Raw genomic sequence first — 15,670 nt, forward strand, 5'->3', positions numbered from 1 at the left:
CTACATTTTACTATAATCTGTATTGCTATTCGTCCCGTAAGCTGTTTACTGGATTCAGCAATGCAGCTTTGAAAGTTTGGAATCCAATTGTTATAAAAGCCACTAGTGTAACTGTCAGGACGGCGACTACATAAGCCCACCAGGGCATTTCGATGCGGTACACGAAATCATTTAGCCAGCTACTGAATAAGTAATAAGCAATTGGTCCGGCAATCAGAAACGCAATACAGATCAATCTGATGTAGTTAGCGGAGAGCAAATGAATAATGCTGGTCATACTTGCGCCGAGAACTTTACGGATGCCGATCTCTTTGCTCCTTGATTCGGCGGTGTATGCTGCCAGTCCCAATAGACCCAGACAGGCAATAAATAAAGTCAAACATGAAAATAGGGTCATGACATTGGATGAACGAATTTCATTTTCATATTGATTTTGTACATATTGATCTAAAAAAGAAAAATCAAATGCTGCGTCGGGAGCAATAGTGGTATAGATCTTTTTTACCTCTTCAATATAGCTCTGAAGATCTGCTGTTTTATAGCGGATCAACAAATTTCGTGGAGATTCAGAGGGGTCATTCATCGTATAATAGCTATATCCACCAATCTCAGATTTCAGGTTCGTATAATTAAAATCGCGAACAATACCGGTTATAATGGAATTAGTTGCACTCATCTCTGTAACGATATGCTTTCCTATAGCGTCCTCAGGTGTTTTATAACCTAAAAACTTCATTACTTTTTCGTTGATCAATACATAGCATGTTGAATCCGTACGTCCGATAACATCAGGTAAATCAGTCCCCGCAAGTAATTTTAATCCCAAAGTATTGATTGTCTTGCCATAGGTAACACAGGTTGAAGTCGGTAAGCCTTGCTTGTCGGTTGTTAATTTATAAGTTGTTTTTCCACTTTCATTAAATCCGGGTATAGATTGTGCCAAGGTCGTGGATACTGTGTTGGTTAGGTTTTGAACCTGCTGACTAAGGGTCTGGAGTTTTTTCTGACTTTTTAAAGAACGGATAGAAATAGAGACAACATTTTCAGGCTTATAGCCTAAATCCTTGTTCCGTATAAAATTCATTTGCGCTAGCATAATACTGATCCCGATAATCAGTACGATCGAAATAGAAAATTGGCAGACAACCAGTATTTGTCTGATCAGGACTGTTTTTCCTTGTTTGTTGTATCCTTTGTTCATTAAGGATATCGATTTAATGTTTGAAAGAAATAGGGCTGGATAGCTGCCGGCAACGAACGTAATGACCAGCCATGCGAATGCCAATATCCCCAACATATTCCAATTAAGAAGATGTTGAATTGTCATATCGGTCTTGCCGACTAAATTGAATGCGGGAATGAATATGACGGCGAGGATAACCCCTATGAGCATCGCGAAGAGACTGATCGTAGCAGTTTCCACAAAGAACCGCACGATAAGTTGGTTACGCGTAGCGCCAAGTACTTTATTGACACCTACTTGTTTCGCATTTTTCTGTGATTTGGCTGTCGCTAGATTCATGTAATTGATACATGCAATCACGATGACCAAAAAAGCAAGAACCGATAGTGTCCTAACAATGTTTATATTCCCGGCACGTGTCGTAACACCTTTCGTTAGATCTGATGAATAGAGGTGTACCTTAGATAATGGCTGTAAGAAAAATTGCGTATAATATTGGTGGTCTTTTTCAATGTATTTATCAATCAATTTCGTCGCTTCTTGGGCAATAGTTGCCGAATTTGCTCCGTTTTTTAATACGATATAAGTTTCGTAGCTCGCATTGCTCCAGTGCACATTTTGTCCCATCCATGAATCCATAATATTCATGACCATGTTACAATCTATTGTGCTATTGACCGGAAGGTCTTTAAAGACTCCGGTTACCTGTACGGTATCCCGTTGATTGATGCTGATTAGTTTGCCGACTGCTGCCCGTGTACCAAATAATTTTTCTTTTGAAGATTGGGAAAGGACAATGCTCTTTTTGTTCGAAAAAGCCGTACGTGCATTTCCTTCAATAAACTGGAAATCGAATATGGAGAATAGAGTCGAATCTGCAAGGTATAATTGTTTTTCGGAGAAGTTATTATTCTCGGTGCGTATAGAAGCTGTTGCACCGTAGCCGTCTTTTACGAGACGAACCATATTATCCACCTGCGTAATATCTGATTTTAAGGCTGGGCCTACCGCATTAGGTAGCGTGATCATTTTTTCCTGATTATATTCTGGGGAAAGTTTCATGTAGACCCGATAGATATTACCAGCTTTTGAATACATGGTATCAAAACTCAATTCCTGTCGGATAAAGGCAAATAATAATAGCGATACACAGATCCCAATAGCCAGTCCACTAATATTAAGGATACTGAAAAATCGATTGGCTCCGATGGTCCGCCATGCTGTCTTTATGTAGTTCTTGATCATGATCGTATGTATTTGTGTCTTGCTATATATAAAGTTGTTTCTGGATTATGCTATTTATTCGTCTCTCAGACTGTCTACTGGATTAGCTCTAGCGGCTTTAAATGTTTGGTAGCTAACGGTAATCAGGGCAATGACAACGGCTGACAACCCAGCAAAAGCAAACATCCACCATTTTGGTTCAATATGGTACGCAAAATTGTCCAGCCATTTGTTCATCGCTATCCACGATAATGGTGTGGCGATACAAATGGCGATGACCAATAGTCGGATAAAATCGGAAGAAAGCAACATCACTAAATTATAGATGGATGCACCGAGAACCTTCCGCACCCCGATTTCTTTGGTGCGCTGTTGCGCCGTATAAGTCACAAGTCCCAGTAAACCTAGACAAGCAATGAAAAGGGCAAGGCTTGAAAATGCAGTAAAGAGTCTTCTAAAATTAAAATCAGCTTCGTATTGACGGTTAAAATTATCATCTAAGAAACTATATAGAAAGGGACGGTGAGGGGCGAGTTCAGCCCATAATTTACCGATTCTGTCGATCGTTTGCTGATTGACATGTTGTAAATTGACGGCTAAATAACGGCTGCTACTTGGTTCAAGGCGTAAGGCTAACGGTTCAATTTTACGATGTAAAGAAAGGTAATTAAAATCTTTAACAACACCGATGACAGTACCTTCTTTACCCCATTGTCTGAATTGTTTTCCGATAACATCTTCTGGGTTTGAATAGCCCCATAATTTAGCTGCCGCTTCATTAATCACAAGTGAATGGGCGCTATCTGCTGGAAAATCACGTGAATAAGCTCTTCCCGCAACCATCTTAATGCCCATATTGGGGATAAAGTCTATATCTACTTCATAAAGTGATGGAGCGAAATTGGTCATTTTTCCATCTGTTGACATAATCTCTGTTCCTGCATTTGGAAAAAATGCTCCCGGAACGGTGCGTGAAGCTGTCACCGACTGTACATCTTTATCCTTTGCGAGTGTATTTTTGATTGCCTCTAAGTTATTGTTGACTTTTTCGTCAAAATTGTAATCGATGACTAGCCGTTGTGCTTTTTGAAATTCAAGGTCTTGCTGTTGCAACTGATTCAATTGCGAAAATACGATCACAGTACCTGCAATCAGTGCAATGGAAAGGCAGAATTGAAAAACGACGAGACCCCGACGTAACAATGTCCCGCCTTTACTGTTGCTAAAAGCTCCTTTAAGAACTTGAATTGGTTTAAAGCTTGCCAAGATCAATGCTGGGTAACTTGCTGCTAAAAGTCCGGTTAAGGTTGTTGCTAAAAGAAATATTGACCAAGTAGTACCATTTATTAATGATGAATAGGTCAGGTGTTTTCCGGAAAATGCTTCTAAAAAAGGGAGAAAAGCAAGTACAAGAACAATTGCCAATAATCCACTGAAAAAGACAAGAGCCAGCGATTCAGACATAAATTGGAGAATCAGATTACTTTTATTAGCGCCGATTGCTTTTCGAACACCGACTTCCTTGGCACGTTCCATGGATCTGGAAGTGGCCAGATTCATAAAGTTCACACAGGCAATCAGCAGAATAAATCCGCCGATGATCGTGAAAATATACAAATTTTGATAGCTACCAGTCGCTCCGGGTTGACGATCTGCCGTAGAATGCATATAAGCCTGAAGCATGGGCTCCAGATGGAATTTGTATCTAGAATTGGCATTTTCTTGCACCGGGATATGTCGCTTGAGAAAATCAGGTATCTTCTGATTGAATTTGATAGGATCAAAGTCTTTTGAGGCGAGAAAATATGTGTAAAAATCCACATAGCCCCAGCCTTCATTTTCAAAGATATCGGGCCTTGCTTTTCGGAATGTACTCATTGAGAGTAGAGCATCGAAGGTAAAATGTGAATTTGCGGGTACGTCAGCCATCACAGCTGTCACGGTATATAGACCTGCGTCTGCGCGGCCGGCAGCGAGCCCACCTTCAATTGTTTTGCCAATAGGGCTCTGGTCGCCGAAATATTTTTTAGCTGTGCTCTCTGTTAATACAACGGAATACGCATTTTTTAGTGCTGTATGGGGATTACCAGCTAAAATTTTCCAACTGAATACATCGAATGCTGTAGAATCCATAAAGAATACATTTTCTTCCTGAAACCTTTTATCTCCTTGTTTGAGTAGGATAGAGGTTAGCCCTGAGAATTGAACGACCTTCTCGATTTCTGGAAAATCGGCTTTCAAGGCATCACCAATTGGGGCATTCCCCCAGATCTGATGCTGCTCTGTGTTACCGACTTCTTTATAGTCATGTACGACGCGATAAATGCGGTCTTTGTTAGCATGGTATTTATCGTAGGAAAGTTCATTCTGTACATAAATAACGATTAATAAACAGCAAGCCAGGCCAATGGCAAGGCCTACGATATTTATGGTGGCATACCCTCTATTATTAAGGATATTACGCCAAGCTATTTTTATATAATTTTGTATCATGGATGCTGTTTTTTAATTTATTCAGTTATATAGGTTATCTGTTTCTAGTAATTGCCTTATGAGCTCTTCATTATTTTATGTATTCATCTTTTAAACTATTTTGAGGTTGGCCAATGCCTCTTGTTTGTTAATGAAATAATCGTGTAGAGATCGTAATGGGATCATTTCTGATACCCATCACTTTCTCTGATCACTATTGAGCTTCTTTTATTCATCTCTTAGACTATCTACTGGATTGCTCAAAGCTGCGCGAACGGCCTGATAGCTAACGGTGATAATTGCGATCAGCAAGGCCAAAATACTTCCCAGGACAAAAGTTTGTACGTCCAGATCTGTTTTATAGGCAAAATTGCTCAACCATTGTTTCATCAGGTAAACTGCGATAGGGCATGCTATCAAAATGGCAATGGAAACGAGGATCACGAAATTTTTGCCCAGTAGTCTGACGACACCAAAGGTACTTGCTCCGAGTACTTTGCGGATTCCGATTTCCTTTATGCGCATTTGTGCTTCGTGCGTTGCCAGCGCAAACAGACCCAAAGCGGATATAAAAATTGCGATGCCCGCAAAAATGTTGAATAACAGGCCTGTTCGGTGTTCCGATTTATACAAATTGTCAAACTGCTGATCAATGAATGTATAATTAAATGGAGCATCGGAAGGATAGCGATTATAGATCTTTTCTAAAGCCTTAATTGCCTCTGGAGCTTTTGTTGTACTTGTTTTGACATATAAAGTACCCGCTCCCCAACGTGTCCAGAAGACCATCGGGCCTATTTTGTCTTTGATGGATTTAAAGTGAAAGTCTTTTACCACACCAATAATTTGTCCCGGGATATCATGAAAACTCATATTGGACCCCACGTATGGCGGTTTTAAACCCATTTGTTTTGCCAAGGTCTCATTGATGATATATCCAGACGAATCAGTCGGCATGCCGGTAAAGTTTTTTCCTTCCAGAAATTGCATATTCATCAAAGGGATAAAATCCTTATCAATGGTTGCCTGTGCAACAATCAGTTTGTTGTCTTTGGACTTGCCCGGCCACTCTATGTCTCCAGTGGCATTTCCGAAATCCGTCATATTGTAAACACCGGACAAGGAGACAGCCTGTATAGCGTTGTTGTTGTTGAGTTCGGCTCGTATCGCATCCATATGTTTATAGGCTTCCTCTGGAAGGCCAAGGGTCATGACATGATCTCTGTCATATCCAAGATTGATCTTTTGGATAAAGGCCAATTGGTTTCGGATTACCAACGTACATACAATCAGCGTCACGGAGAGCGTAAATTGGAAAACCACCAATATTTTGCGCATTGTATTTGAGGAAATACCTTTTACGGATTTTCCTTTTAACGAATGGATTGGATTGAATGATGAAAGTTGTATCGCAGGATATATGCTGGACAGACCCAATGTACCTATAATCGCAGCGCCAATGTACAGCCATATCGCGGTATTACGGAAAGAAAAGCTGATTGATTTTTGTGCAATCTGATTATATCCTGTATGAAGGATCAATATAAGAATGAAAGCTATTAGCAGCGAGCAAAGGAATACAACAACCGTTTCTGTAAGGAATTGTAGGAATAGGTGGAGACGGTTGGCACCGATTATTTTGCGGATACCGACATCTTTAGCCCGATCCAATGCCCTGGCGGTGCTCAGATTGACATAATTTACCGCACCGATGACCAACAGCAATATGGCAATGATCCCAAAAATCTGCACCATGCGGAGCGTTGATTTATTGCCGTCAGGAGCAATTAGATGCATGGTTTTTAAGGGGTCTAAAACAAATACGGTCGAATTTTCACCGTCGCGAGCTTTGGTATAGGAGTCTGTGACGGATTTCCCGATGACTGCTGCTGAAGCGTAGGGTTTGAGCTTAACATAGGTTGAAAAACTGTAACTGCCCATATCTTCATCGATTGTGTTCCATTTGCCATTACCGCCCCAGTTTGTAAATCGCTGTGCATGATAACCCAGTGGGATAACGACGTCGAACTGCATGGAGGAGTTTTGTGGGATATCTTTTAGGACACCCGCCACGGTGAATAGATCTTTCTGATAACGGAAAGTTTTTCCGATAGCCTGCTGGCTACTAAAAAGTTTTTCGGCTGTCGATGGGGTGATAAGCGCCTGTTTGTAATTTGCTTGAAAACCTGAAAGAGAACCCTCTTGCAAGGGGAAATGAAACATGTTGAAAAAATTGCCATCAACATAATATATGTTCATATCTGTTACGGGACGTTTCAGCTTATCATTGACCACTGTGCTATTATAATCCTGTGAAACGCGCGTTGCGTACTCCACCTCAGGTACATTTTGTGCATAGTTTCCAATCGGACCTGGAGAAGTGCCCCATATAGAACCATTGTGCTCAGGATCTAAATGAGCATTGACTTTGTAGATATGCTCATAGTCTGGATGGAATTTATCAAAGCTTTGTTCATCCTGTACCCAGAGAATAATTAATATCGAGGCTGTAAGACTGACCGATAAACCTAATATGTTGATAGCGGTATAGAATTTTCTTTTCCTTAATTCTCTGATTGCCGTTATTAAATAATTCTTTATCATAGAGATAGGTGTTTATTGTATTGATTACTATTGAGCTTCTTTACTGTTTTATTCATCTCTTAAACTATCCACCGGATTTGCACGGGCAGCACTGACGGATTGATAACTCATGGCTAAAAATGCTACGCCAATAGTTACTATTGCTGGAATGATAAACATCCACGAGCTGAGCTCTATTTTAAAAGCAAAGTCTGTTAGCCATCTATCAATCGCTAGCCAGGCAATCGGTGTAGCGATTAGGATCGAGATAACAATTAGTTTGATATAATCTTTGGATAGCAGTAGCACAATCCCACTGATCGTGCTGCCCAAAATTTTTCGTATACCGATCTCTTTTGTCCGCTGGTGTGTAGTTAATGTCACTAATCCGATCAATCCCAAGCAGCTTAATAAAATGGTAATGGATGTTGACAAATTGATTATTTTATAAAAGCGATAATCTTTCTCATAGAGTTCCTTGATCCGCTCGTCATAAAATTGATAAGTAAATGGGGCATTTGGATATACGTTTTTCCATTCAGTCTTAATGGATGCGATTGCCTGATGCCATTTTTTAGGATCTCCATTTAATTTGATATTAATATTCTGCAGCGTGCCCTTGTTGGTTGAGATTTGCATAGCAAGGGGCTCTATCGGAGCATGGAGATTAAAGTTGTGGAAATCGGCCAGTATGCCTACAATTGTGGTTGGACGATCGTTTACAGTTACGGTTTTTCCGAGTGCTTCCACCGGAGTTTTAAATCCAAACTTACTAATGGCCTTTTGATTGATCAGTATTCCTGATGTTGTATCCGAAAGTTTGAGGGGCCGCCCGGCCAGTAATTTCATTTGGAATACATCCAGGTAATTTTCTTCAATATATTTAAAAGGCATATTGACCAAGATCTGACCGGTATCGCTCTGCATCATGATATTATTTCCCCATTGATCGTTATTCATTGGGAGGTGTCCTAGCGAAACCTGGTCGATTTCAGGATATTTTTGGAGAAGTTCTTTCAAAAGAAACGGACTTTTACCTGAATCTTCTGCTTTTTTATAGGGCAGTTTGAGGGTAATAACAGCATCATCCTGAAAGCCAACATTACTGTGTAAAGCATGCTGTAACTGTAAACCCATGATCACTGTCAGTACGACAAAAGCCTGAGCGATCACAAATTGAAAGACGATGAGAATCTTGCGGAGTGAAATACTACCAAAGGAAATTTTATCGGCCGCATGTATTTTTATGGCTTCGACGACATGTACTTTATTAATAAGGTAGGCTGGATACAGACTTGAAATCAACGTTAGTAGGATAATAAGCCCCAATAAAAAGACAAAAACGGATAAACCATCTGAATAGGCATTTATATTTTGCGGGAGATATGAACTAAAGGTAAGTTCAAATATTTTGACCAATGGCCAGGAGAATAATAGCCCAAATAGACAGGTAAAAAAGGTTTCTTTGATAAAAGACAATGTCAGGTGTCGGGGTTGCTCGCCCAATGTTTTTCGAATGCCGATTTCCCTGGCCCGGGCGGGAACACGGGCTGTCGTCAAGTTGATGTAATTAATGCTGGCCAGTATAAGCAAAAATGCCGCAATGCCAATAAGTCCAAACATGACCTGCTTGTCGCTGCTGTTTAAGACGAATTTATTGAAATGTAATCCAGTAAGCGGAGCTAATTCGTAGCCAGCCGTTATATTGTGCTGTTTGAATTTGTCTCCGACCATCTCATTGAACTTTTTGGTTGCAGCGCCAATTACTTGCGCGGGACTACCGTTTTCAGTTAATTTAACATAAACATGGAAATTTGAACTTGAATTTTCCCAATTCTCTGCTTCCTGAGGATTGGGGGTTACACGGATAAATTCTTTGGAGATAAAACTGCTCGGATAGTCTAAGTCGGCGACAACTCCGGTCACGGTAAGAAGCTGATCATCGTATTGCATAGTCTTGCCGAGAAGAGATTTTAAGTCTGCATCGGTGAAATATTGCCTTGCGCGGGAAGCCGTCAGGATGATTTCATTGTTGTTTTTGAGTGCGGTATTCGGATTACCAACAATCCATTTGTAGGGAACAAGTTTAAAATAGTCCACAGTAGCAGAAATAATTTTGTCCTGCTCATTGAACTCCAAGGTTTCATTGTTGGAACGCTTAACCTTGATGCTTTCAAATGATCGATTAGCGATAGGTGCAACCAATTCCAATCCGGTCAGATCTTTCTTTAAATTAGCACCGAGATAAGCACCTAGAGGATAGGGGGTCCCATCAAAACGATGGATATTTTCACCTTCCTTAAAGGCCGAGTAAAGTTTATAAATCCGTTCCTTGTCGGGATGATTCCGGTCGAAACTGAATTCGTAGTTGACAATTCGAAATACAATCCAGCTTGCGCTGATCCCGATCGCCAGACCGATGATATTAAGGAAGGTAAACAGACGGTTACGTCCCCATTGTCTTAAAATTAATTTTAAACCTTTCATCGTTTTATACTTTAAACTCGTTTAATAGCACTTGATTCTGTATTGGTAAGCGCTTTAGATCTTTAAGAACATTTCTTGTCCTTAAAATGGGCCACTAGCTTTGCTAGGATCCTAATGATGTTGTTTCCATAATAACCTGTCCATCCAGCATGCGAATGACACGATCCGAAAATTTGGCGTCGTGTTCACTGTGGGTTACCATGACGATGGTTGTACCAGCCTCATTCAATTCGGTCAGGAGCTGCATCACTTCATTACCGTTGTTGGAATCCAGGTTACCGGTAGGCTCATCGGCAAGAATTAATTTCGGATTATTGACGACCGCACGGGCAACGGCCACACGCTGTTGCTGTCCCCCGGAAAGCTGTTGCGGAAAGTGGTTGCGACGGTGCATGATCTGTACTTTCTCCAATACTTCCTCGACACGTTTCTTGCGTTCTGCCGCAGGTACGTTGGTATAGACAAGAGGAAGTTCCACGTTTTCAAATACCGTCAGCTCATCAATTAGATTGAAACTCTGGAATACAAAACCAATATTATGTTTACGAAGATCCGAGCGACCGCGTTCTTTAAATTTGGCCACCTCGATTTCGTTAAATAGGTAGCTTCCCTCGTCCAAATCATCCAATAAACCGATAATATTCAGTAAGGTGGATTTGCCGCAACCAGATGGACCCATCACGGCGACAAATTCACCCTCTTTTACGTGAATGTTCAAATTGTTCAATGCCACAGTCTCCACTTCTTCCGTGCGGTAATACTTTTGAAGATTGGTTATTTTAATCATATTTTTTGCGCTCATGGTTTTATGTTTTGGGCCCTTGGCAATCGCTTTAGGCTGTTAATATGCTGTTTAATATATTCTTTTAAATTGTTTATTTGTCTGTTTATTCGTCTCTGAGTGTTTTGGTCGGATTGGCTACTGCTGCTTTAAAGGCCTGAGAACTTATTGTCAATAAAGCTATGATAGTCGCCGTCAGACCACTGATGACAAAAATAGTCCATGAAATCTGGATATGATGTGCATAGTTGGTTAACCATTTGCTCATGATTATCCAAGCGATCGGAAAGGCAATAATGCACGATATTGCCACAAGAATGACAAACTCGCGATTGAGCATCTGGATAAGACCTGAGACAGAGGCACCCAATACTTTGCGAATACTGATTTCCTTGGCGCGTTGTTCGGTTGCATATGCAGCTAGACCAAATAATCCCAAACAGGAAATAATGATGGACATTAAGGCAAATACACTGGATAACTGCTGTACAAAAAGTTCATCTTTAAATTTATTGTTGAAGCTATCATCCAAAAATTTATAGTCGAAGGGGAAGCCGGGATTATTTTTGACAATAATCTTTTCGATTTGTTGAATGGCATTTGGTAAGTCGATTCCAGCCTTTGTCTTGATGGTCATGATACCATTATCTTTATTCATCGGTAGAAATAGCATCGGCTCAGGATCGGCATATACATTGTTATAAACAAAGTTCTTGACGACCCCTGCAATGGTGAGTTTTTCTTCACCGTAACTGATGATGTCACCGGCAACAAGGCCATCTTTTCGGATAAGCTTTGCAAATGCTTCGTTGATAACAACCGACGTACTATCGCCCATGAAATTTTTATGAAAGTTCCTACCGTCAAATAGCTTTAAATCCAAAGCTGGGATAAGGCCCTCATCTGCACTCAACATGCCAATCAAAATACTCGCATTTGGATCTTTTCCATCCCAGCTAAAGCCGGATGTATTGGAGTTGATATTAAGGATACTCATATCACTGACACCGACTTCTTGAACGACTCCCGTTGCCAATAATTGATTTTTAATCAGCGGTAGATGTTTGGCCATATCGCCTTGAAGTGCTGTTGTCAATACTTGACTCTTATCAAATCCGAGATCCCTATTTTTGTTATGCTGAATCTGTTGATAGATAATAATGGTACAGATAATCAATACAACGGATGCTGTATATTGCAAGATTACCAGACCTTTGCGTATTAGACTTCCACTACCTGTCTTCTGTTTACCCCCTTTGATCGTTGAAAGTGGCTTGAATGCAGAAAGGAAAAATGCTGGATAGCTACCTGCAAATAGTCCACATGCCAATGTTATTGTCGTCAGAAATAAGAGGTGTGAAGGTGCCAAAATGTTCACCTGAAGTTCTTGGCCGATCATGGTGTTAAAAGGACGGATAAAGATGTATATCAGCAATATGGCCACGATAGAGGAAATAATTGCCAATACAAGGGATTCTCCCAAGAATTGCATAATGAGTGATTTGCGGCTTGCACCAACCACTTTGCGCATACCGACTTCTTTTGCTCTTTTTTCGGACCTTGCGGTTGCAAGATTCATGAAGTTGATGCAGGCAATCAGCAAGACCACCCAGGCGATAAAGGTAAATAGCCGAATATTCTTGATGCCACCTTCTTTTTCGATACCACTGTTATCAAACTGATTGTAGGTAATCCAACGTTCCATTGGATAAAGGTAATTTTGCGAGAAAGTGACTTCACCCTTGGTTTTGTTTTTGACGAAATCCATCATCAACCTGTTGATTTGTTCAACGTTGGCATTTTCCTCGATTTGAACGAGTGTTTGTAGGCCGTTGTTTCCCCAGTTTTTCAGCCAATCTTGTCCAGTTTCGAACTTTTTAAAAGGGATGAGCCATTGAAAATCATAACTGCTATTTTTGGGTAAATCTTTAATTACTGCTGCTACAATAAATGGCTCGCTATTGTTTGTTTTGACAGTTTTTCCCAATGCGGGGCGATTACCAAATAATTTTTTCGCTGCTGTTTCTGATAATACGATATTATTGACTTGATCAAAGGCTGTTTTTCTGTCACCTTCCAGAAATTCCAAGGATAGTACATCAGCAATACTGCCGTCAGCATAAACCCCAGTTTGAAATATATTATTGTCGCCGACAGAAAACAGCATTGGTGTATCCCAGCTCATACGCACCGTATGTTTAATGCCTGGAATCTCTTTCTCAATGCTTTGTGCAAATGGTCCTGGAGTAGATTGAAAAACGTAGGTGGCACCATCATATGTCTGTTTTGATTTGACAATGTAGATGTCCTTTTTGTTGGCGAAATTGTCGTTGTAGCTCAACTGATTTTCAACCCATAAAAAAATCAACGATGCCGCAGCAATCCCCACCGCCAGGCCAAAAATATTGAGGAAGCTGTAACCTTTGGTTTTCCAAAGATTGCGAAGTGCGGTTTTAATAAAGTTTTTAATCATCGTGTATCTTGTATTATTATTTGTTCTGTATTTTTCTATTCGTCCCTTAAAATCTTTGTTGGATTAACCATTGCCGCTTTCAGAGAAACAGATCCTGCTGTAAGGACCACCAATAAAATAGTTATTAGGCTTGCCAGTAAAAAAATCCAAGGATCTATTGACGTGCGGTAAACAAAATTGTTAAGCCAGTTTGAAATGATAAGCCAAGAAATGGGAAATGCAATAAGAAAAGAAAGTATCACGGGGGCCATGTAATCTTTCCCGATCATCATGACAATATCTTGTTTGGATGCGCCTAAGGTTTTGCGGATTCCGATCTCTTTAAGTTTAGCTTCTGTACTGAACAATACAAGTCCCGACAGACCAATACATGAAAGCAAGATCGTAATGGTAGCAAATAGTTGGACAAGTTTTCCATGAATAACATCTTTTTTATACATTTTATCAAAAGATTCGTCCATAAAAGAATAATTGAATGCTGATTCGGGATTATATTTATTCCATAATTTTTGGACAGTACCCAACGCTTGCTTTTCCTGCCCTGGGCTTGTTTTGACATACATGCCACCGAGTGCATAACCCATGCCCGAAAAAAATATGCAAGGTTTTATCGCTGTTTTAAGATCATTAAAATTAAAGTCTTTCATAATTCCCACAATAGTCAATTGTTTACCCTGAAAAGTGATGGTTTGTCCAATCGGATTCTTTAGCCCCATTTGTTTAACTGCTGTTTCATTGAGCAAAGCATGGCTGCTATCCGAAGGGTTGTTTTTAAAACCATTTCCTTCGGTTAATTTGATATCCAATACGGACGTGAAATTTGGGTCTATGGCAACTCGGCTGATAAAGAAATTGGACTGCATGCGGTTTTTTCCATTCCAATCGATATCTGCGGTTTCAGAGCCGATGTTACTGATATCATTGCTGGCGGCCGTTACACCTAAAATACCCTGTTGTTTCTGTAATTCGTCGCGAACAGCCTCATAATGCGTTAAAAAGTTTTTCTGCTCAAATAGAAAGACATTCTCTTTGTCGTAGCCCAGGTCTTTGTTGCGCATGTAGCGGAGCTGTTTTTCGAAAATAAAAGTGGTAACAATAAGTATCACGGTGCAACAGAACTGTAAGACAACAAGACCTTTTCGAAGATTATTCTTATTACCAAATAAGGTATTGTTATTTTTTAATTGACTCAAAAGCTTGCTACTTGAAAAAAGTACTGCAGGATAGATTCCTGCGATAAATACAGTTGCTATAAAAGTGAGCAGAAAGATATACCATAATTCAGGAGAAAGTAGGCTGAATTGAATATTCTTTTCCGCGATTGTATTAAAAAATGGAATACTTAAATAAGCAATCACTGTTGCTATAAATAGAGAAATCAGAAATAATACAGCAGATTCAATAAAGTATTGAAGAAATAAGTGATTTCTATTGGCTCCAATTATTTTGCGTATACTGATTTCTTTTGTTCTTTTTGTAGCCCTAGCAGTGACTAAATTGACGTAATTGATACAGGCAACCAGTAATATGACAAAGGCAATGATCGCGAATATATAAATGGACTGTATACCGTTATTGTCACCCTTAGGGGTGTATAAATTTAACTGTGTTATTTTTTGTAGAAAGAAAGCGAATTTGCTATACAATGGGTTTCCTTGGAAATTGCTTTTTTGAATCGCAGTCAATTGCTCCGCTACTTGGGCTGATTTGCTATCTTGTTTTAACAGAAAATAGATATAATATTGAAAATTGCCCCATTTCTCATCCAATGGTTCTTTGGAAAGGCTGTTCAATAATTCAAAAGGCAATAGGTAATCAGCCTTAAGTGAACTATTACTTGGAAAGTTGTTGACTACAGCGGTAATTAAGAAGGGTTGTTTACCTGTTTTCAGAATAGGATCGACTTCTAAATAGAGCGTTTTTCCCAAAGGGTTTTCATTTTTAAAGTATTTATTAGCAATCTTCTCTGTAATGACTATAGACTGTTTCCCCTGGAATAATTTATTAGGGTTCAATAACTTTATAGAACTATCAAATACCTTGTTAAAGGTGCTATCAACATACACACCATATTCCGAGGTCATGAGTTCATTTTTATTGAACTGTATATTCCGCCCCGCGCTTATACGACAGATTTCTTCAATAGCTGGAATTTTTGATTTGCCATAAATAGCAATCGGTGGTGGGCCCGCATGCACAAATTGATCATTTTCTTTATCAAAGTTTGCGGAAAGTTCATAGACCCGGTTCGAATTATTAAAGACCTTGTTAAAGGATAGCTCATCCGTAATCCAAAGAGCAATGATAATAACGACCGCTAGACTAATACTTAGCCCAGCAATATTCAGAAGTGTAAACTTCTTGTTTGTCAGTAAGGAACGAATTCCAGTTTTGATCGCGTTCTTTATCATTGTTCTTATGCTCTTATAATAGCGGCTATTGAAAGGATTGGATGTCTCTTCTAGTT

At 39.7% G+C, this 15,670-nt stretch carries 7 protein-coding genes; all 7 read right to left on the reverse strand.

Annotation, left to right across the window (positions count from 1 at the left end; translation table 11 throughout):
• Positions 1-25: 25 nt before the first annotated feature.
• On the reverse strand, positions 26-2,428 hold the full coding sequence (locus B4A24_RS18035) for an ABC transporter permease (RefSeq protein ID WP_293946423.1): 2,403 nt from the start codon (positions 2,426-2,428) through the stop codon (positions 26-28).
• A gap of 54 nt (positions 2,429-2,482) precedes the next feature.
• Entirely contained in the window at positions 2,483-4,900 is a 2,418-nt protein-coding gene (locus B4A24_RS18040) for an ABC transporter permease (protein ID WP_293946424.1), read from the reverse strand.
• 207 nt (positions 4,901-5,107) lie between these two features.
• Positions 5,108-7,483, reverse strand: coding sequence for an ABC transporter permease (locus B4A24_RS18045; protein ID WP_293946425.1), 2,376 nt, complete (start codon positions 7,481-7,483; stop codon positions 5,108-5,110).
• A 48-nt stretch (positions 7,484-7,531) separates the two neighbouring features.
• Positions 7,532-9,949 (reverse strand): ABC transporter permease, encoded by a 2,418-nt coding sequence (locus B4A24_RS18050; protein ID WP_293946426.1) that lies wholly within the window; start codon positions 9,947-9,949, stop codon positions 7,532-7,534.
• 103 nt (positions 9,950-10,052) lie between these two features.
• The gene (locus B4A24_RS18055) at positions 10,053-10,736 is read right to left on the reverse strand and encodes an ABC transporter ATP-binding protein (protein ID WP_104385115.1); all 684 of its coding nucleotides are present in this window, start codon (positions 10,734-10,736) and stop codon (positions 10,053-10,055) included.
• Positions 10,737-10,836: 100 nt separating this feature from the next.
• Positions 10,837-13,203 carry an ABC transporter permease gene (locus tag B4A24_RS18060; protein ID WP_293946427.1) on the reverse strand — a complete coding sequence of 789 codons (2,367 nt, stop codon included), beginning with the start codon at positions 13,201-13,203 and terminating at the stop codon, positions 10,837-10,839.
• Positions 13,204-13,238: 35 nt separating this feature from the next.
• Positions 13,239-15,614 carry an ABC transporter permease gene (locus B4A24_RS18065; protein ID WP_293946428.1) on the reverse strand — a complete coding sequence of 792 codons (2,376 nt, stop codon included), beginning with the start codon at positions 15,612-15,614 and terminating at the stop codon, positions 13,239-13,241.
• Positions 15,615-15,670: the final 56 nt, after the last annotated feature.

Origin of the sequence: Sphingobacterium sp. UBA7249, assembly GCF_002472835.1 — a bacterium.
GTDB classification, from domain to species: Bacteria; Bacteroidota; Bacteroidia; order Sphingobacteriales; family Sphingobacteriaceae; genus Sphingobacterium; species Sphingobacterium prati.

Excerpts from the sequence above, each read along its gene's own strand:
- B4A24_RS18035 (WP_293946423.1), bottom strand. The coding sequence starts at position 2,428 with ATGATCAAGAACTACATAAAGACAGCATGGCGGACCATCGGAGCCAAT.
- B4A24_RS18040 (WP_293946424.1), bottom strand. The coding sequence starts at position 4,900 with ATGATACAAAATTATATAAAAATAGCTTGGCGTAATATCCTTAATAAT.
- B4A24_RS18045 (WP_293946425.1), bottom strand. The coding sequence starts at position 7,483 with ATGATAAAGAATTATTTAATAACGGCAATCAGAGAATTAAGGAAAAGA.
- B4A24_RS18050 (WP_293946426.1), bottom strand. The coding sequence starts at position 9,949 with ATGAAAGGTTTAAAATTAATTTTAAGACAATGGGGACGTAACCGTCTG.
- B4A24_RS18055 (WP_104385115.1), bottom strand. The coding sequence starts at position 10,736 with ATGATTAAAATAACCAATCTTCAAAAGTATTACCGCACGGAAGAAGTG.
- B4A24_RS18060 (WP_293946427.1), bottom strand. The coding sequence starts at position 13,203 with ATGATTAAAAACTTTATTAAAACCGCACTTCGCAATCTTTGGAAAACC.
- B4A24_RS18065 (WP_293946428.1), bottom strand. The coding sequence starts at position 15,614 with ATGATAAAGAACGCGATCAAAACTGGAATTCGTTCCTTACTGACAAAC.